General features: G+C 64.7%; 16 protein-coding genes and 1 pseudogene. 12 read left to right on the forward strand and 5 right to left on the reverse strand.

Annotated elements, in window-relative coordinates; all coding sequences use genetic code 11:
• The first annotated feature begins 37 nt into the window (after positions 1-37).
• The 3 genes from VIM95_RS18115 to VIM95_RS18125 all read left to right on the forward strand — a co-directional run bounded on the left by VIM95_RS18115 (position 38) and on the right by VIM95_RS18125 (position 3942).
• Complete coding sequence (locus tag VIM95_RS18115; RefSeq protein WP_331988535.1) at positions 38-1567, forward strand: PLP-dependent aminotransferase family protein; 1530 nt, start codon at positions 38-40, stop codon at positions 1565-1567.
• 140 nt (positions 1568-1707) lie between these two features.
• Positions 1708-3408: a M28 family peptidase gene (locus VIM95_RS18120; RefSeq protein WP_331988537.1), complete on the forward strand. Its 1701-nt coding sequence runs from the start codon at positions 1708-1710 to the stop codon at positions 3406-3408.
• The gene (locus tag VIM95_RS18125; protein ID WP_331988539.1) at positions 3409-3942 is read left to right on the forward strand and encodes an isochorismatase family protein; all 534 of its coding nucleotides are present in this window, start codon (positions 3409-3411) and stop codon (positions 3940-3942) included. It begins immediately after the preceding gene.
• Between the two features lie 242 nt (positions 3943-4184).
• On the opposite strand, the gene VIM95_RS18130 is transcribed toward VIM95_RS18125, so the two are convergent.
• Both VIM95_RS18130 and VIM95_RS18135 read right to left on the reverse strand, forming a co-directional pair.
• On the reverse strand, positions 4185-5621 hold the full coding sequence (locus VIM95_RS18130; RefSeq protein ID WP_331988541.1) for a protein adenylyltransferase SelO: 1437 nt from the start codon (positions 5619-5621) through the stop codon (positions 4185-4187).
• A gap of 18 nt (positions 5622-5639) precedes the next feature.
• Positions 5640-6194 (reverse strand): GNAT family protein, encoded by a 555-nt coding sequence (locus VIM95_RS18135; RefSeq protein ID WP_331988543.1) that lies wholly within the window; start codon positions 6192-6194, stop codon positions 5640-5642.
• Positions 6195-6271: 77 nt separating this feature from the next.
• Here VIM95_RS18135 and VIM95_RS18140 point away from each other — a divergent pair, with 77 nt between their 5' ends.
• From VIM95_RS18140 to mutY, 9 genes and pseudogenes are all read left to right on the forward strand, one after another.
• Positions 6272-6766, forward strand: a complete 495-nt coding sequence (locus VIM95_RS18140; protein ID WP_331988593.1) for an aminoacyl-tRNA deacylase — start codon at positions 6272-6274, stop codon at positions 6764-6766.
• A gap of 99 nt (positions 6767-6865) precedes the next feature.
• Positions 6866-8272 (forward strand): annotated as a pseudogene (gene mdtD, locus VIM95_RS18145) (multidrug transporter subunit MdtD); the annotation flags it as partial.
• A gap of 75 nt (positions 8273-8347) precedes the next feature.
• A complete protein-coding gene (locus VIM95_RS18150) occupies positions 8348-9463 on the forward strand; it encodes a beta-ketoacyl-ACP synthase III (RefSeq protein WP_331988545.1) in 1116 nt (371 codons plus the stop codon).
• A gap of 209 nt (positions 9464-9672) precedes the next feature.
• Positions 9673-11265 carry an ABC transporter substrate-binding protein gene (locus VIM95_RS18155; RefSeq protein WP_331988547.1) on the forward strand — a complete coding sequence of 531 codons (1593 nt, stop codon included), beginning with the start codon at positions 9673-9675 and terminating at the stop codon, positions 11263-11265.
• Positions 11266-11482: 217 nt separating this feature from the next.
• Positions 11483-13075 carry an ABC transporter substrate-binding protein gene (locus VIM95_RS18160; RefSeq protein WP_331988549.1) on the forward strand — a complete coding sequence of 531 codons (1593 nt, stop codon included), beginning with the start codon at positions 11483-11485 and terminating at the stop codon, positions 13073-13075.
• A gap of 76 nt (positions 13076-13151) precedes the next feature.
• Positions 13152-14732 (forward strand): ABC transporter substrate-binding protein, encoded by a 1581-nt coding sequence (locus tag VIM95_RS18165; RefSeq protein ID WP_331988551.1) that lies wholly within the window; start codon positions 13152-13154, stop codon positions 14730-14732.
• A 188-nt stretch (positions 14733-14920) separates the two neighbouring features.
• On the forward strand, positions 14921-15616 hold the full coding sequence (locus VIM95_RS18170; RefSeq protein ID WP_331988553.1) for a riboflavin synthase subunit alpha: 696 nt from the start codon (positions 14921-14923) through the stop codon (positions 15614-15616).
• A gap of 9 nt (positions 15617-15625) precedes the next feature.
• Positions 15626-16060, forward strand: a complete 435-nt coding sequence (locus VIM95_RS18175) for a VOC family protein (RefSeq protein ID WP_331988555.1) — start codon at positions 15626-15628, stop codon at positions 16058-16060.
• 25 nt (positions 16061-16085) lie between these two features.
• A complete protein-coding gene (gene mutY, locus VIM95_RS18180) occupies positions 16086-17159 on the forward strand; it encodes an A/G-specific adenine glycosylase (RefSeq protein WP_331988557.1) in 1074 nt (357 codons plus the stop codon).
• Between the two features lie 17 nt (positions 17160-17176).
• Here the strand turns inward: mutY and VIM95_RS18185 are convergent, their stop codons facing one another.
• Genes VIM95_RS18185 through VIM95_RS18195 form a run of 3 tightly spaced genes read right to left on the reverse strand, consistent with a single transcriptional unit; the run spans position 17177 to position 19481 of the window.
• Entirely contained in the window at positions 17177-18400 is a 1224-nt protein-coding gene (locus VIM95_RS18185; protein ID WP_331988559.1) for a beta-ketoacyl-[acyl-carrier-protein] synthase family protein, read from the reverse strand.
• On the reverse strand, positions 18397-18642 hold the full coding sequence (locus VIM95_RS18190) for an acyl carrier protein (RefSeq protein WP_331988561.1): 246 nt from the start codon (positions 18640-18642) through the stop codon (positions 18397-18399). The genes VIM95_RS18185 and VIM95_RS18190 overlap by 4 nt, the downstream gene beginning before the upstream one ends.
• Positions 18627-19481, reverse strand: coding sequence for an alpha/beta hydrolase (locus tag VIM95_RS18195; protein ID WP_331988563.1), 855 nt, complete (start codon positions 19479-19481; stop codon positions 18627-18629). Before VIM95_RS18195 ends, VIM95_RS18190 begins: the two co-directional genes overlap by 16 nt.
• Positions 19482-19505 lie beyond the last annotated feature (24 nt).

The raw sequence follows: 19505 nt of genomic DNA on the forward strand, positions 1-19505 counted from the left end.
GTTCACTCGGTTGACGATGAAAGAGCGCTAAGCGTAAATGTCGGGTAGTCCCATTGATGGTGCCGATATGCGTGAAGTGGATGGAACCAATTTTCTGGCGCTGCAGGAGTACCTGTACGGCCAGCTCGACCGTGCCGCAAAGGAGCCCTTGAACCGGCAGCTCTACCGAGCCCTGCGCGGGGCCATACTGGCTGGGCGGCTGGCGGCGGATGCGGTGCTGCCGGCCAGCCGGGAGCTGGCGGGCGCACTTGGCCTGGCGCGCAATACCGTGCTGCATGCCTACGAGCAGCTTTGCGCCGAGGGTTATTGCAGCAGCCGGGTCGGGGCTGGAACCTATGTGGCGCGAGTGCTGCCGGACCCGGCGCCCAAGCAGGCCAGGCGGGCTGTCGGCGGGCAGCAGCGGGTCTGTTTGTCACAACGGGCCGAGGCATTGCTGGTGCAGTTCCGTCGCAGCGAGGAGAACAGCGGGCCGGCCTTTGCACCGGGCCTGCCCGACCTTGCGTCGTTTCCCTGGGCGACTTGGCAGAAGCTACTGCAAGCGCGCCAGCGCAGCATGCGGCCGGTGGAGTACGACTACCGCACGGAGGGCGGCCACGCTGAACTGAAGGCCGCGCTGGCCGACTATCTGCGCCTGTCTCGCGGGGTGAACTGCAGCGCCGAGCAGATACTGGTCACCGGTGGCATGCAGCAGAGCCTGGACCTGTTGGCCCGAGCCTTGGCCGACCATGGCGATGCGGCCTGGATTGAGGAACCGGGCTATGCCGGCGCGCGGGTGGCGCTCCTGGCGGCGGGCCTGGCGGTACACGGCGTGCCGCTGGACGCAGAGGGGCTGGATTGGCGCGGCCAGGCACTGCCGAGGCCGCGGCTGATCTATGTGACCCCGTCGCACCAGTACCCGCTCGGTTCGGTACTGAGCCTGGCCCGCCGTCAGGCGCTGCTGCAGGAAGCCGGCCGGCACGACGCCTGGGTGCTGGAGGACGACTACGACAGCGAATTCCGCCACCGCGGCCGGCCGCTGGCGGCCATGCAGGGGCTGGATAGGGCGGGGCGGGTGATCTACCTCGGTACCTTCAGCAAGGTCATGTTCCCGGCCTTGCGGCTGGGTTATCTGGTTGCGCCCGCGGGGCTAGTCGAGCCGCTGCGACGTTTGCAGGCACGGCTGTACCGGGAGAGCGACTATCTGACCCAGGCCACCCTGGCGGACTTTATCAGCGAGGGGCATTTCGGCAGCCATCTTCGACGTATGCGCGGCATCTATGCGGCGCGCCAGGACAAGCTGCGCGACACCCTGGCCGAACAGCTGGACGATGCACTGCCACTCTATGGGGGGGAAGCTGGCATGCACGTAACCGCGCGGCTGCCAGAGGGGAGCGACGATGTGGCGATCAGCCGCCTGCTGGCGCAGGAGGGCATATTGGCACCGCCCCTGTCCGGTTACTGCCTGGGTGCGCCTCCCTTTCCTGGCCTGGTCCTGGGTTATGCCGGGGTGGATGATGCCGGCCTGCGGCTGGCGGCAGTACGACTGGCACGCACCCTGAAGACGGCGGGCGTGTTCGCCACTCTGTAGTTGGTCGGCTTGGCGGCCACGCCACAGCAGGCGCGGCTTTGCTGCGATGGACTTGCCCAAGCGCGGGCCAGGCTCTAGCCTGCCGGGCTTGGCCTTCCCGCCCTTATCCATCGCCCTCGTGGCGAGCTGTGAGCCCCTCGATGCGTAAACCCCTTGCTATGGCGCTGACCCTGCTGCCGCTGGCCGCCGTTGCGGCCGAGACTTCCCCCATCCGCCCCGAGGCCCTGCTGGCCTATACCCAGGTACTGAGTTCGGATGCCTTTGCCGGTCGTGCGCCGGGTACGGCGGGCGAGACGGCCACGGTGAACTACCTGACCGAGCAGTTCCGGGCCTTGGGCCTGGCGCCGGGTAACCCGGATGGCAGCTATGTGCAGCAGGTGCCGCTGGCCGGCATCAGTACCCACTCCACCCTGAACCTGGGTGGCTGCGGCAAGGACTTGCAGCTGCGTGAGCCCGTGGACTACGTGGCCGGCAGCACCCAATTGCGCGAGCAGCTCTCCACCGCCGGCAGCCAGTTGGTCTTCGTCGGTTACGGCATCGAGGCGCCGGAATACGGTTGGGATGACTACAAGGGCGTGGATGTACGGGGCAAGGTCTTGCTGATGCTGATCGGCGACCCGCCGCTGCCTGACCCGAAGCGGCCGGGGCAACTCGACCCCAAACAGTTCAAAGGCCGCGCCATGACCTACTACGGGCGCTGGACCTATAAGTACGAGATTGCCGCCGCCAAGGGCGCGGCCGGCGCCATCATCCTGCACGAGACCGAGCCGGCGGGCTACGGCTGGTTCGTGGTCATGAATGGCTGGAACCGCGAGCGCTATGTGGTGCGCAGCGAGGATGGCAACGCCGGGGAGCTGGCGGTGCGTTCCTGGCTCAGGCTGGACCATGCCCAGACCCTGCTCAAGGCCTGTGGCCAGGACTTCGAGACCCTCAAGCAGCGTGCCTTGCGGCGTGACTTCCAGCCGGTGCCGCTGGCTGGCGAGGCCGACTTCCGTCTGCAGCAGCAACTGCGCCAGGTGCAATCACAGAACGTGGTCGCCCGGCTGGAGGGCAGCGACCCGCAACGCAAGTCGGAAACGTTGGTCTATAGCGCACACTGGGATCATCTTGGCGCGCAGGGCGGCCAGGTCTATGCCGGTGCGGCCGACAATGCGCTTGGGGTGGCGGGCCTCCTGGAACTGGCGCGGGCCTACAAGGCGGCGGCCGACGCCGGCCATGCGCCCAAGCGCAGCCTGCTCTTCCTGGCACCGACCGCCGAGGAGTCGGGCCTGCTCGGGGCGCGCTACTACGTGCAGCACCCGCTCTACCCGCTGGCCAGCACGGTGGCCGACATCAATATGGATATCGTCAGCCGCTTCGGTCTGACACGCGATATTGGCGTGGTGGGTTTTGGGCAGTCGGATATGGACGAGCGCCTGCGCAAGGTGGCCAAGCCGCTGGGCCGTACGGTAGTGGAAGAGGATGCGCCGCAGAACGGCATGTACTACCGGGCCGACCATTTCGAGTTCGCCCGTGTGGGCATACCGGTGCTGTACACCAATGCCGGGGTGGAGTTGATCGGTCGCCCCAAGGGTACGGGCCGCAAGCTTGCCGAGGCCTATATCGCCAATGACTATCACAAGCCTACCGACCAGGTGAAACCAGACTGGGACCTGCGCGGTGCGGCGGCTGACCTGGGCCTCTTGTACCAGGTGGGCCGGCGCTTGGTGGATGGCGGCGAGGTGCCGCGCTTCGCTGCCGATTCGGAATTCAAGGCCAAGCAGGATGCCCTGCTGCAGCAAAGTGCTACTGCTGGTAAACAACAGCAGCACGGCGCTGCTGCCGGAAAACAGGATAAATAGATGAGCACGGCACTGTTGATCATCGATGTGCAACGCGGCTTGTTCGATGAATCCCCGCCCCCCTTGGAGCGGGACGCGGTGGTGGCGCGCATAGATGCGCTGGCCGAGCGAGCCCGCGCGGCCGGTGCAGCGGTCGTGTTCGTGCAGCATGAGCGCGCCGAGGGCAGGCTGGCCTTTGGCTCGGACAGCTGGCAGCTGGTGGCGGACCTCAAGGTCGAGGCGAGCGACCACAAGGTACGCAAGACCACGCCGGATTCCTTCTTGCGTACCGACCTGGCTGCCGTGCTGGAAGGCCTGGAGGTGAGCCAGCTGGTGATCTGCGGTTACGCTTCGGAGTACTGCATCGACACCACTACCCGCCGCGCGCTGGGCCTGGGTTACCCGGTGCAGCTGGTGGCCGACGCGCACACCACCCACGATAAGGACCACGCCAGTGCTGCGCAGATCCGCGCCCACCACAATGCCACCCTGCCGGACCTGACCAGCTTTGGCCCGCGGGCGCGGGCCGTGTTGGCGGTGGAAGTGGTGTTCTGATTGAGCGTGCCCTGCTGAACAGTTCCCTGCCACCAATTACGATCGCTGACGAGCGTCAGCGAAGCGCCCTCGCCTTAGGCGAGGCTGCGAGAGTTCTTGGCGCTTTAGCGCCTAGAACCTGTGCGTGCAAAGCTCGGGGGGTAAACAAGCGAAGGCGCGGTCGATTGGCCATTGCAACTTAGCGCCCGGGTTTCCCGGGCGGAGAGCCACTAGTCCAGCTTGAAGGAAAGGTTGATCTATCCCTAAGACGAGCAGCTTACGGAGAGATCGTTGGCCCAGTCTGGCGGTAGCGCCGCATAGTGCTCGTTCTCCGGCTGCTCATCGAAGGGCCGCGTCAGGAGCGCCTGTAGCCGGGCGATCTCGCTGTAGTCGCCAGCCTGGGCGGCGCGGATGGCGGTCTCGGCTAGGTGGTTGCGTAGCACGTACTTGGGGTTGACCTGCCGCATTTCGGTGTGGCGCTCGGCGTCGGTGCTGCCCTCCTGAGCCAGGCGCGCCTTGTAGTCCCAGGCCCAGCCGTCAAAGGCGGTGCGGTCGAGGAAGAGGTCACGGATGGGTTCGTTGAGTGCGCCCGGGCTGCTGTCGAAGTGGCTTATACGGCGCCAGAATATCGTCCAGTCGGTACGGCTGGCCTGCATCAACTCGAACAGCCGCGATAGCAAGGGCCAGTCGCTCTCCTGACGGGCTCTCAGGCCGAGCTTGGCGGCGAAACGCTCACCCAGGGCTTCCTCGAACAGGGGCTGGTAGCGCTTGAGGCCAGCGATGGCCGCCTCTCGGTCCAATAGTGGCAGCAGCGCCTGCGCCAGGCAATGCAGATTCCACAGTCCGATCTCGGGCTGCTCGCCATAGGCATAGCGGCCGGCATGGTCTGAGTGGTTGCAGATATGGCCGCCGTCGAAGCCGTCCAGAAAACCGTAGGGACCGTAATCCAGGGTGAGGCCCAGCAGCGACATATTGTCGCTGTTCATCACGCCGTGGCAGAAGCCGACCGCCTGCCAGTCTGCGATCAGCTCGGCGGTGCGGGCGATCACCTGTTCCAGCATGGCCTGGTAGGGGTTGGCGGCGGTCAGACAATCCGGGAAGTAGCGCTGCACGGCGTAGTCCGCCAGCTGGCGCAAGGCCGCTTCGTTGCCGCCATAGAAGAAGTGCTCGAAGTGGCCAAAGCGTAGGAAGCTCGGTGCCACCCGGGTGACCACGGCGGCGGTCTCGCGCGTCTCGCGCCAGACCGGCTCGGGGCTGGCGACCAGGGCCAGGGCGCGGGTAGTCGGGATGCCCAGGCCATGCATGGCCTCGGAACACAGGTATTCGCGGATGCTGGAGCGCAGGACGGCGCGGCCGTCACCCATGCGCGAATAAGGCGTGAGCCCGGCGCCCTTGAGCTGGATCTCCTGGCCCTGCAACTCACCCAGCAGCAGGGCGCGACCATCGCCCAGCTGACCTGCCCAGACACCGAACTGGTGACCGGAATAGACGGTGGCGATGCTCTGCGCGCCTACGGGCGGCTGGTTGCCGGCGAGGGTGGCTAGCAGTGCCTCGTCGGGCTCGGCTGGCAGGGCCAGGCTGGCGGCGAGCTCGGCGTTCCAGGCGGCGAGCTGCGGCTCGGGCAGCGGGCTGGCGGCCACCTCGCTGTAGAAGGTGTCGCCCAATTGCTGGAAGCCGGCGCTGAATACGGTTGCGGACATGGTCGTGATGCTCGGAGGTTAGGTGTGTGTGGCCGGCTTGGCGGACCACTCTTCTGCCAGGATGGCGAACACCAGATCGTCGGCCCAGCCACCCTTGAGCCAGAGGCTTTGCCGCAGGTGCGCTTCCTGGCGCATGCCTAGACGGCGCAGCAAACGGGCCGAGGCGGTATTGGCCGGGTCGCAGCTGGCATGGATGCGATGCAGGCCCTGTACGGTGAACAGCCAGTCATACAGTGCGCTAAAGGCCTCTTGCGCATAGCCGCGGCCTTGCTGGCTGGTAGCAAGGGTGATGCCGGTCTCGGCCTGGCGACCATCCGCGCTCAGGCAGACGGCGCAGTCGCCCAGTAGCGCATCGTCCTCGCGTCGGGCAATGGCGATCTGTCGCCAACTGCCGGGGGCCAAGGGCTGCGTGGCGTCGCAGTCGGCGAACAGGGCCTCGGCCGCACTCTTGGGGTAGGGCGGGGTAAAGCTCTGCCAGTGGGCGACCTCGGGGTCGTTGCGGTAGGCCACGAAGGTGGCGAGGTCCCGCTCGGCGAGTGGCCGCAAACGCAGGCGCGGGGTTTCGATCAACATGGCTGAGGCCTATGGGGATGGCACTGGCAAGGCATTATGGCGAAAATATGGGGTCAGCCCCCCGTGATTTCCAGACCATGAGCCAGGACAAAGCCCCCGTCACCCAAGCGATCCGCACCCTGCGCCAGTACAAGGTGGCGTTTACCGAACACCTCTACGAATACGTGGAGAAGGGTGGCACGGCCGAATCCAGCCGCCAGCTCGGGGTGCCCGAGCATGCGGTGATCAAGACCCTGGTGATGGAAGATGAGGCCAAGAAGCCCTTGATCGTACTGATGCACGGCGATTGCGAGACCTCTACCCGCAACCTGGCACGCCAGACCGGCCGCAAGCATGTGGAGCCCTGTACCGCCGAGGTGGCCAACAAGCACACCGGCTACCTGGTCGGCGGCACCTCACCGCTGGGCACCAAGAAGCCCATCCCGGTCTATATCGAGCGCAGCATCCTGGAACTGGAACGCATCTACCTCAATGGCGGCAAGCGTGGTTTCTTGGTGGGGCTGGACCCCAAGGCGCTGGTGCCCATACTCAAGCCTACCCCGGTGGAAGTCGCGAACCCGCACGAAGGGTAAGGTTCATAGATGGCCGAAGTCGTGGTTGCAATTGGACACATATTGCCTGCGCCTAACGTGTAGGCTTGCGTGTGATCTGGCCGCAATGGCCGGGCCACTTCCCTTTCTGCCCGCGACACGATGAATACGCTCAATCACAACCGCCCCTTGCTTTGGCTGGTGGCGCTTGGTTTTTTCATGCAGGCGCTCGACGCCACCATCCTCAATACCGCCTTGCCCAGCATCGCCGCCAGCCTGGGCGAGAGCCCGCTGCGGATGGAGTCGGTGGTGATCTCCTATATGTTGACTGTGGCGCTGCTGATGCCGGCCTCGGGTTGGCTGGCTGACCGCTTTGGCACCCGTCGAGTCTATATGGCCGCCATCGGCCTGTTTGCGCTGGGCTCCTTGCTGTGCGCCGAATCGCAGACCCTGTGGCAGCTGGTGGCGGCACGGGTGGTGCAGGGCCTGGGCGGGGCGCTGTTGATGCCGGTGGGCCGGCTGGCGGTGCTGCGGGTCTTCCCCGGTGCACAGTTGGTGGCGGCGCTGAGCTTTGTGACCATGCCGGGCCTCTTGGGGCCGCTGATCGGCCCCTTGGCCGGCGGCTGGCTGGTGCAGGCGGCTTCCTGGCACTGGATCTTCCTTATCAACCTGCCCATAGGCGTAGTGGGCCTGTGGGCGGTGCGGCGCTATATGCCGGACTTTATCAATGCCGAGCGGCCACCCTTTGATCTGGCCGGCTTTGCGCTGCTGGGCGGTGGCATGGTGATGCTGTCGCTGGGCCTGCAGGGCCTGGGGGAGCTCGGTTTTGCCCGTGCCAATGCCACCATGCTGCTGGTGGCGGGCCTAGCGGCCACGGTGGCCTATTGGCTGCACGCGGCCCGGGCCCCGGCACCGCTGTTCGAGCTCGGTCTCTTTCAGACCCGCAGCTTTGCGGTAGGCCTCTTGGGCAATCTGTTCGCCCGCCTGGGTAGCGGCGCCATGCCCTTTCTGCTGCCCTTGATGCTGCAGCTGGGCTTGGGCTACAGCCCCTTGCAGGCGGGCCTGGCCATGATGCCGGTGGCGCTGGCCGCCATCGCCATGAAAACGGTGGTGGAAAAGATTTTGGCGCGCTACGGCTACCGCCGAGTGCTGCTGGTCAACACCGTGCTGGTGGGGGTGTTGATTGCGAGCTTTGCACTCTTGCCCCAGGCGGTGCCGGTCTGGTGGCTGGTGGTGCAGCTGGCGCTGTTCGGTGCGGCCAACTCCATGCAGTTCACCGCCATGAATACGCTTACCCTGCGCGACCTGAGCGGCCGGGCTGCCAGTGCGGGTAACAGCCTCTTGTCCATGACCATGCAGCTCTCCATCAGCCTGGGGGTGGCATTTGCGGCGGCGCTGCTGTCGTCCTTCGGCAAGTATTTTGCGGCCGGTGAGCTATTGTGGGTGTTCCGTGCCACCTTCGTCTGCGTGGGCATACTGGGCGCCATGGCGGCGGCGATCTTCGCCCAGCTCGATCCGCCGGTCGGCGGCGAACAGGTGGAAGGCTAGGTGCATCTGTTATGATGCCGCCCACTCTACCGCTTGCTTGAATGCGGTAACTCCCGTCAAACCAAAGGTTTAGCCATGCACCAAGCCGTTATCACCGGCACTGGCCTGTACACGCCGCCCCATGCCATCAGCAATGAAGAGCTGGTGGCGAGCTTCAATGAATATGCCCGGCGCTGGAACGCCGCCCACGCCGATGAGATCGCCCGTGGCGAGCTGAGCGCCCTGGCCGACAGCTCGGTCGAGTTCATCGAGAAGGCCTCGGGTATCAAGCAGCGCTACGTGGTGGACAAGGAGGGCATCCTCGACCCCGAGCGTATGTGCCCCCGTATCGAGCCACGTAGCAACGAGAGCCTCTCGGTGATGGCCGAGATGGCCGTGACTGCTGCGCGCGATGCCTTGGCCGCCGCCGGCCGCTCGGTTGATGAGATCGACGGCGTGATCTGCGCCGCCAGCAATATGCAGCGCGCCTACCCGGCCATGGCCATCGAGGTGCAGCAGGCCCTGGGCATCCAGGGTTGGGCCTTCGACATGAACGTGGCCTGCTCCAGCGCGACCTTCGGCATCGAGCAGGCCGCCAACGCGGTCAAGCTGGGCAACGCCCGCGCCGTGCTGATGGTGAACCCGGAGATCTGCTCGGCCCACCTCGAGTGGCGCGACCGTGACTGCCACTTCATCTTCGGTGATGTGGCTACCGCCGTGGTGGTGGAGCGTGCCGACCTTGCCAAGACGGCTGGCTACGAGGTGCTGGGCACTCGTCTGGCGACGGTGTTCTCCAACAATATCCGCAATAACGCCGGCTTTTTGAACCGCGCCGAGGACAAGAACGGCGACCTGCGCGACAAGCTGTTCGTGCAGGAGGGCCGCAAGGTCTTCAAGGAAGTCTGTCCCATGGTGGCTGAGCATATCGCCAGCCACCTGGGCAGCCTGGAACTGCACCCTTCGGGCGTGAAACGCTTCTGGCTGCACCAGGCCAACCTGAGCATGAACCAGCTGATCGCCAAGCGCCTCTTGGAGCGCGAGGCCACGCTGGAAGAGGCACCGGTGATCCTGGACCGCTATGCCAATACGTCCAGTGCCGGCTCCATCATTGCCTTCCATCTGCATGGCGATCTGGCGGGCGGTGAGCTGGGCGTGATCTCGAGCTTCGGGGCCGGTTATTCAGTCGGTAGCGTAGTACTGCGCAAACGCTGAGCGTTTGCCCCGTTCTACCAGCAAGGCCGCCGAGTGCGGCCTTGTTGCTTTTTGGGTCTGGCCGGTGGGCAAATCGGGCAGAGCAGGGCCTGCCACTTTTCTTGTACGTGCAGTCGGGCCAGAATGCGCCGCGTTGGCTGTAGTGTGTATTTGTGTGTAACACACTACGGTCTGTGTCCTTCCCCCATGGTGCCCAAAAGGAACCCCCCATGTCGCGTAACACGCTTACTGGCGCGCTGATCGCCAGCGCCCTGGCCGTTATGGCTGCTTCTACCCAGGCGGCCGGCACGCTCAAGTACTGCTCCGAAGGCAGCCCGGCCGGGTTCGATCCTGGCCAACTGACGGCAGGTACCGATTTCGATGCCTCGTCCCAGCCCATCTTCAACCGGCTGGTGGAGTTCGAGCGTGGTGCGACCAACGTGCTGCCGGGCCTTGCCGAGCGTTGGGAGATCAGCCCCGATGGCCTCGTGTACACCTTCTATCTGCGTAAGGGGGTGAAGTTCCACAGCAATGAGAGTTTCAAGCCCAGCCGCGACTTCAACGCCGACGACGTGGTCTTTACCTTCGAGCGCATGGGCAATCGCGAGCATCCCTTCCGCAAGGCCTATCCGGCGGAATTCCCCTTCTTTACCAGCATGGGGCTGGAGGCCAATGTGGCCAAGGTGGAAGCCGTCAACCCGCTGACCGTACGCTTCACGCTCAAGAATGTGGACGCCGCCTTTATCGCCGACCTGGCCATGGGCTTTGCATCCATCCATTCGGCCGAATACGCCGACTTCCTGCTCAAGACCGGCAAGCCGGCGCAGATCGCCAGCGCACCCATCGGTACCGGCCCCTTTGTGCTCAAGAGCTACCAGAAGGACGCCATCATCCGCTACGCGGCCAACAAGGATTACTGGAACAAGGCCGAGACCAAGCTCGACAATCTGATCTTTGCCATCACCACCGATAGCGCGGTGCGGGTACAGAAGCTCAAGGCCGGCGAATGCGATATCGCCTTCCAGCCCAAGCCCGCCGACCTCGTGGCGATCAAGGACGACCCCAAGCTGTTGATCAAGTCGCAGGCAGGCTTCAACCTCGGTTATCTGGCCTTCAACGTCACCCGCAAGCCCATGGACAAGCTGGAAGTGCGGCAGGCGCTGGATATGGCGATCAACAAGAAGGCCATTCTGGAAGCGGTCTACCAGGGCACGGGCCTTGCCGCCAGCAACCCCATGCCGCCGACCCAGTGGTCCTACAACAAGAACCTCAAGGACCCGGCCTACAACCCGGCCCAGGCCAAGACCCTGCTGACCAAGGCGGGGGTGAGCAATATGGAGATCAACCTCTGGGCCATGCCGGTGCAGCGCCCCTACAACCCCAATGCCAAACTGATGGCCGAGATGATCCAGGCCGACTGGGCCAAGATCGGGGTCAAGGCCAATATCGTCAGCTATGAGTGGGGTGAGTACCTCAAGCGCGCCAAGAAGGGCGAGGTCGATACCGGCATGTTCGGCTGGACCGGCGACAATGGTGACCCGGACAACTGGCTCAACCAACTGAGCTGCGATGCCGTGGGGGCCGGCAACTATGCCCAGTGGTGCAACAAGGGCTTTGATGAGCTGATCGCCAAGGGCAAGCGCACCACCGACGTGAAGAAGCGCACCGAGATCTATATGAAGGCGCAGGAACTCTTCAAGAAGGAGATGCCCTGGAGCACCATCGCCCACTCGGTGGTCAGCGTGCCCATGTCCAAGCGGGTTCAGGACTTCAAGATCAGCCCGTTTGGGCGCATGAGCTTTTCCGGGGTATCCGTGAAGTAAGCGGCGTTGGGTGATATCGGAAGCTCGCGAAGGCGGCCCTCGTGGCCGCCTTTTGCTATCTGGCGGTGGCGCGCCCGCGACAGCGCCGCACCGGCTGTCAGCCGCCTGCAACAAGGCCTGCCGCCGGCTATTGCTGCGCAGTGGGACTGTGTTACCGTTCCGCGCGAGACGGTAAGCCCGTCGTTGCCTGCAACACTCAACCCACGAGGATGAACCCATGAAGCGTCTGACCGTGCTGTCCTTCGCGATCGCCGCCGGCTTTGCCGCCGCCCAGGCTTCCGCCGCCACGACCCTGAAATACTGTTCCGAAGGCAGCCCGGCCGGCTTTGATCCTGGCCAGTACCAGGCCGGTACCGACTTCGATGCCTCGGCCGAAACCGTGTTCAACCGCCTGGTGGAGTTCGAGCGCGGTGCCACCCGCGTGATCCCGGGCCTGGCCGAAAAGTGGGATATCAGCGCTGACGGCCTGAGCTACACCTTCCACCTGCGCAAGGGTGTGAAGTTCCACAGCAACGAGAGCTTCAAGCCCAGCCGCGAGCTGAATGCCGACGACGTGCTGTTCACCTTCGAGCGCATGCTGTCCAAGGATCACCCCTTCCGCAAGGCCTACCAGAGCGAGTTCCCCTACTTCACCGATATGGGCCTCGACACCAATATCGCCAAGGTGGAGAAGGTCGACCCGCTGACCGTGAAGTTCACGCTCAAGAATGTCGACGCCTCCTTCCTGGCCGACCTGGCAATGTCCTTTGCCTCCATCCAGTCGGCCGAATACGCCGACAGCCTGCTCAAGGCCGGCAAGGCCTCGCAGATCAATGTGGCGCCGATCGGTACCGGTCCCTTTGTGTTCAAGAGCTACCAGAAGGACTCGATCATCCGCTACGCGGCCAACAAGGACTACTGGAAGAAGGGCGAGGTCAAGATCGACAACCTGATCTTCGCCATCACCACCGACAGCGCGGTGCGTGCCCAGAAGCTCAAGGCCGGCGAGTGCGACATTGCCTTCCAGCCCAAGCCCGCCGACGTGGTGGTACTGAAGCAGGACCCCAAGGTCACCGTGCTGAGCCAGCCTGGCTTCAACGTGGGCTGGGTGTCGTACAACGTCAAGCACAAGCCGTTTGACAACGTGGCCGTGCGCCGCGCACTCGATATGGCGATCAACAAGAAGGCCATCATCGAGGCGGTCTACCAGGGTTCGGGCGTGCCGGCCGTGGCCCCGATGCCGCCGACCCAGTGGTCGTACAACAAGAACCTGAAGGACGCTGGCTATAACGTCGATGCCGCCAAGGCCGCACTGGCCAAGGCCGGCTTCCCGAACGGCTTCGAGACCAGCATCTGGGCCATGCCGGTGCAACGCCCCTACAACCCCAACGCCAAACTGATGGCCGAGATGATCCAGTCCGACTGGGCCAAGATCGGCGTCAAGGCCAAGATCGTGACCTACGAATGGGGCGAGTACCTCAAGCGCGCCAAGGCTGGTGAATCCGACGCCGGCATGTTCGGCTGGACCGGTGACAATGGTGATCCGGACAACTGGCTGGGCACCAACCTCGGTTGCGACGCCGTCGGTGGCGCCAACTACGCCCAATGGTGCGACAAGGACTTCGACAAGCTGATCGTCGACGCCAAGCGTACTTCCGACGTGAAGAAGCGTACCGCCCTCTATGAGAAGGCCCAGGAAGTGTTCAAGAAGGAACTGCCCTGGACCACCATCGCCCACTCGGTGGTGAACGTGCCGGTCAGCAAGAAGGTGGATGGCTTCAAGATCAGCCCCTTCGGCCTGATGTCGTTCTACGGCGTCTCGCTCAAGTAATCAGGCAAGCAGCAAAAAGGGACAGGCCAGCCTGTCCCTTTTTTTGGTCTTTTATCGCCGTCCGAGGGGGGAAACAATGAAACTGTGCAGGATGTCGTTGCTGGCGCTGGCCTTGATGGCCGCTGCCGAGGCCAAGCCGCTGGTCTATTGTTCCGAAGCGGCGCCGGAGGGTTTCGACAGCGGCATGTTTACCGCTGCGGCCACCAATGATGCGGCGGCGGAGGCGATCTACAACCGCCTGGTGGAGTTCGAGCCCGGCACTACCAAGGTGATACCGGCCCTGGCCGAGCGCTGGGAGATCAGCAAGGACGGGCTGGAGTACACCTTCTATCTGCGGCGTGGGGTGAAATTCCATACCACCGAGTGGTTCAAGCCCAGCCGTGACATGAATGCCGACGACGTGCTGTGGTCCTTCCAGCGCATGCTGGACCCCAAGCACCCCGGTGCGCAGGCCAGCCCGCAGGGCTGGCCCTATGCCAGCGATATGGGCTTTCCCGAGCTGATCAAGAAGATCGAGAAGCTCGACCCCTATACCGTCAAGTTCACCCTCAACCAGCCGGAGGCGCCTTTCCTGGCCGACCTTGGCATGGCCTTTACCGATATCGTCTCGGCCGAGTATGCACTGCAGCTCGACAAGGCGGGCCGCTCGTCCGACATCAACCTAAAGCCGGTGGGTACCGGCCCCTTTGTGTTCAAGCGCTACGACAAGGGCGCGCAGATCCGCTATGAGGCCAACCCCAGCTACTGGCGCGGCAAGCAGCTCACCGACAAGCTGATCTTCGCCATTACCCAGGATGGGGCCGTGCGCACCCAAAAGCTCAAGAGCGGCGAGTGCAACATCATGGTCTACCCCAACCCGGCGGATATTCCCGGGCTGAAGGCCGACCCCAAGCTCACTGTGTTGCAGTCCCCGGCCCTGCTGCTGACCTATGTGGCCTTCAACGCCAAGAAGCCGCAGCTCAGGGACAAGCGGGTGCGGCAGGCACTGGCGCTGGCGATCGACAAGAAGTCCATGATCAACGCCGTCTGGCAAGGCAATGCCGCGCCAGCGCATCTGCCCCTGCCGTCGCGGATCTGGGGCTACGACAAGACCATCCCGGCCTACGGCATGGATGTGGAGAAGGCCAAGAAGCTGCTCAAGGAGGCGGGCTACCCGAACGGCTTTGAGCTCAACATCATGGTGCGCAGCGGTAGCAGCGGTTCCAACCCCAACCCCAAGCTCTCGGCCGAGATGCTGCAGAACGATTGGCGCAAGATAGGCGTGAACGCCAAGGTCACTGTGTTGGAATGGGTGGAACTGCAAAAGCGCACCAAGGCCGGCGAGCATGACGTGACGGTGTACGGCTGGTCGGGCGACAACGGCGACCCGGACAACTTCCTGACCCCCAACCTCAGCTGTGCCTCGGCCGAGAGCGGCGAGGGCAGGGCGCACTGGTGCAACAAGGCCTTTGACAAGCTCCTGGACCAGGCCAAACGCACCACCGATATTGCTGCCCGTACCAAGTTCTACGAGCAGGCGCAGAAGATCTTTATCGAGGAGATGCCCTGGGCCACCCTGGCCGAGCCGCTCAATACGGTAGCGTTCCAGAAGGCGGTCACCGGCTATGTGCCCAGCCCCTTTACCAATAACAACTTCGAAGGTGTGGGCATCAAGTAGGCCGCTGCCTTGAACGAAAACGGGCAGCGCTGGCTGCCCGTTTTCGTTTGTCGGGCGGCAGCTGTAAAGCGTCTGCACTGCCCCCATATAGAGGGGTGATGGCGAGCCTGGCTCGCGTAAAATGACTTATCTGCTTACGGACCCCGGCCAGATCGCCCGGGCCGCCCTACACCGAGATTGGATTCAGCATGTTTACAGGCATTGTCGCCGGCCGCGCCAAGGTGGTCGAACTGGTATCGCAACCGGGTCTTGTCTCCATTCGCCTGCAATTGCCCCAAGGCATGACTGAGGGCCTGGAGATCGGCGCCAGCGTGGCCGTGGAGGGCGTCTGCCTGACCGTGACCGAGCTGCGCCCCGAGGCTACCGCCTTTGACGTGATGCAGGCCACCCTGGAGATCACGACCCTCCATAAGCTGGTCGTGGGCAGCGAGGTCAATGTCGAGCGCTCGGCCAAGGAGGGCGCCGAGATTGGTGGCCATATCCTGTCCGGTCATGTCGATACCACGGCCGAGATCGTGGGCATCACGCTGCCGGAGAACAACAAGGTCATCACCTTCCAGCTGGCACCACAGTTCATGCGCTACGTCTTTGCCAAGGGCTTTATCGCCATCGACGGTGCGAGCCTGACGGTGGCGGCGGTGGATAAGCAGCGTAATACCTTCGATGTCTGGCTGATCCCCGAGACCCGCCGGGTGACCACCCTGGAGGGCAAGGGCATCGGCGACCGCGTCAATATCGAGATCGAGCGCGCCACCCAGGTGACGGTGGATACCATCTACCGCTTCCTGGAGGAGCGCCTGGGCCATGTGTTGCCGCAGCTGGAGGCGCTGTTGATCGATGACCTGAGCGGCAAGCCGGCGCTGCCGGGCAAGTCCGGGCAGTAAGGGTGGGCCATGCAGCCGCGGCTGAGCTTTATCACCCTGGGAGTCGACAACCTGGCGCGCTCACGCCACTTCTATAGCGAAGTGCTGGGCTGGCCGCTCTCGCCCAAGAGCCAGGCTGGGGTAGCGTTCTATCAGCTCAACGGTTTTGTGCTGGCGCTCTACCCGGCGGCCGACCTGGCGCGCGACGCCGGTATCGGGACCGCCCAGGCCGGCGCGGCGCGTGTTTCGCTGGCGCACAATGTGCCCGAGCGGGAGGACGTGGACCGTTTGCTGACCGAGCTGGCAGCGCGCGGTGCCACCATCACCCGGCCGGCGGCCGACGCCTTCTGGGGCGGACGCACCGGCTACTTTGCCGACCCGGACGGCTACCTCTGGGAGGTGGCCTGGAATCCAGGTGGCTACCTGGACGACGACGGCAATTTCCATTTCGAGGCGCGGTCCTGACCGCTCCTGCTAGAACGCTTTCCCCATGACCGATACCGCTTCCTTTGCCACGCGGCTGGTGCGCTGGCAGCGCAGCCATGGCCGCCATGACCTGCCCTGGCAGGTCAGCGATCCCTACCGGGTCTGGCTGTCCGAGATCATGCTGCAGCAGACCCAGGTGGCGACAGTCATCCCCTACTACCAGCGCTTTACCGAATCCTTCCCGACCGTGGCCGACCTCGCCGCGGCGCCGCTCGATGCTGTGCTGGCGCATTGGGCCGGCCTCGGCTACTACACCCGCGCGCGCAATCTGCATGCGGCGGCCAGGAAGGTGGTGAGCGATTTTGGCGGGGTCTTTCCGACCACGGCCGAGTCTATCGAGACCCTGCCTGGCGTAGGCCGCTCCACCGCGGCCGCCATTGCCGGCTTCTGCTTTGGGGAGCGCACGCCCATCCTGGACGGTAACGTTAAACGGGTGCTGACCCGCTGGGCCGGCATTGCCGGCTTTCCGGGCGAGAAGAAGGTGGAAAACCAGCTCTGGCTGCTGGCCGAGACGATCCTGCCCAAGGACAGCGGTGATATGCCGGCCTTTACGCAGGGTCTGATGGACCTGGGGGCCAGCCTCTGCAGCCGCAGCAAGCCGCAGTGCCCAGCCTGCCCCTTGCGGCAGGATTGCCGCGCGCATATCGAGGGCCGCACCGCCGAGCTGCCGACCCGTAAGACCAAGAAGGCGGTACCTGAGCGGGAGACCGTGATGCTGCTATTGCAGCAGGGCGAGCAGCTCTTGCTGGAACGGCGCCCGGCGGTGGGTATCTGGGGTGGGCTGTGGAGCCTGCCGGAGGCGGACAGTGTGGAGACGGCGGTGGCACTGGCACAGGCCCGCTATGGCCTGATGGCTGAGCCGCTGGCTACCTTGCCGGCGCTGGTGCATACCTTTACGCACTTCAAACTGACCATCACGCCCTTGCCGCTGGAGGTGACCGCCCAGAGCCCCGCCGTACGCGAGGGTGACTGGGCCTGGTTCAGCCGTGCTGACGCACTCAAGGCCGGCATACCGACCCCGGTGCGAAAGCTGCTCCTGGCGAAACCGGCAGCACAGGCCGAGCTGTTCGAGGCCTGACTGCCGTCAACAGCGCCTTAGTTGGCGCTCTTGAAGGCCAATACGGCGTTATTGCCACCAAAGGCGAAAGAATTGCTGATGGCCGCCTCCAGCATGGGGGTGGCCACGCTGCGGTCGCGGATCAGCGGCACGTCGCATTCAGGGTCTGGTGCTTCGCAGTGAGCGGTGGGTGGCATCTGCTTGTGGTGCAGGGCCAGCACCGTGATGGCGGCTTCCAAAGCACCGGCCGCGCCGAGCAAGTGGCCGTGCATGGACTTGGTGGAGCTGACCCGCAGCCGGTGTAGATCGTCACCCCAGACTTCCTTGAGCGCGGCGCACTCGGTCGGGTCACCGACCTGGGTCGCAGTGCCGTGGGCATTGCAGTAGCCCACATCGGCCGGGTAGAGGCCTGCGTCGTTCAGCGCCATGCGTAGCGCCCGTGCCTGGCCGGCCGGGTCGGGGCGGGTCAGGTGGCTGGCGTCGCAGCTCATGCCGTAGCCGCTCAGCTCGGCGTAGACGGTGGCACCGCGTGCCCGGGCGTGTTCCAGCTCTTCCAGGATCAGAAAGGCGCTGCCTTCACCCAATACCAGGCCGCTACGCTGGCTGGAGAAGGGGCGGCAGGCCGTGTGCGGGCGTTCCAGGTCGGGTGTGGCCAGGGTCTGCATGCTCTGCCAGGCGCGGATCACGCCGGGCACCAGCAGGGCTTCGGCACCACCGGCGATGGCAAAGGTGGCTTCGCGATGGCGGATGCTGCGGGCAGCCTCGCCGATGGCGACCGCCGAGGAGGCGCAGGCCATGGAGTAGGTCATTACCCGGCCGGTAAGCGAGAACCGCATGGCGACGTGGGCAGCCGGCGCATTGCTCATGCTGGCCACCACGCTCAGTGGCGAGACCCGCGGGCGGGTCGAGTAATGGCTGGCGTAGGCGGTCTCCAGCGCCTGCGCGCCACCCATGCCGCAACCGACGTAGACGCCGGCATCGGCAATGTCGGCCTTGGCGAGGCCGGCATCGGCCAGGGCCAGCTCGGCGGCGGCAACCGCCATCTGGCTGACGCGGTCCACGCCCGCAAGCTGCAGCTTGGTGAACCAGCGCTCAGGCGTGAAATCGCACAGGCCGGCCGCGGTCGGCACGCCGTTCTCCAGCGCCTCGGGCAGGCGGCGGATGCCGGACTGACCGGCCATCAGCCACTCAAAGACCTGGCCATGGTCGTCTCCCAGGGGGCTGATCAGGCCGATACCGGTGACCGCGACCGCGTGCCTCATGCCGGGGTCGCCTCGGCAACGAGTTGGTCGACCAGGGTGGCGAGCGCACCCAGGTTGTCGACATGGGCATGTTCGTCGGAGATGCTGATATTGAAGGCTTCTTCTACGCTGAACAGCAGTTCGACCTGGCTCAGCGAATCGAGGCCGTACTCGCTCAGGGCGCGCTCGGGGCGCAGCTCGGCGCGGTCTACGCCGTATTTCTCGACGATCAGGTCCTGCAGGGTATTCAGGGTTGCAGACATGGTTCAGCTCCTTCCAGATGGACAGGTGTGGGTTGAGGCGCCACGGCGGCCCTGCTGGGCACGGCGTGGTGCAGGAATGCGGCGATCTCGCGCTGGACCAGATGGCGGTCGTTGTCGAGCGTGACCATGTGGTAGCTGTTCTCCAGTACCACCAGACGGCTGCTCGGCAGCGCATCGACCAGGTGGTGGGCGCTCTTGAGGCTGGTGACTTCGTCCTCGCGGGCGTGCAGGATCAGGGCCGGGGCCTTGACCTTGGAGAGCTGGCGCTTGGTGTGGGCGATCAGCTTTTCGGCCTCGTGGATGGCCCACAGTGGCAGCTTGGCGGCTCCGGCGGCCGAGCAGGCTTGCTTTTCCAGCTCGCGGGCGATCCACTTGCGGATCTGCGGGTTCTTGACACCGTAGGGTTCGCGCTCATGGGCACCGATCCAGCGGCGCAGACCCGGCAGGTAGCCGATATGGCGCAGCCGGCGCCAGCGCGACAGGCCCCAGCCGTCGTAGTAGAGGGTGGGCGAGAGCAGCACCAGGCGGTTGACCTTGTCCGGGTGGCGCACGGCCAGTTCCAGCGCCAAGAGGGCGCCGATGCACAGGCCACCGACGGCCACCGGACCATCCTGGCTGGCAATGAGCAGCTCGGCTTCTGCCTGGGCCAGCCAGTCCTGCCAGCGGACTGGCTTGAGGCGCGGGCTATGGCTGTAGCCGGCAAGGCTGGGTGTTTGCAGCGTAATGCCGCCATTGGCCAGCGGTGCCTTGAGCGTGGAGAACTCGGCGGCACTGCTGATCAGGCCGTGCAACAGCAGGCAGCGCTTTTCGGCGCTATTTAAGGACGGCTTCAGGTACATCGTTTAAACCGGGATGGTAATGGT

This window comes from Chitinimonas sp., from assembly GCF_036568685.1.
GTDB lineage: Bacteria > Pseudomonadota > Gammaproteobacteria > Burkholderiales > Chitinimonadaceae > Chitinimonas.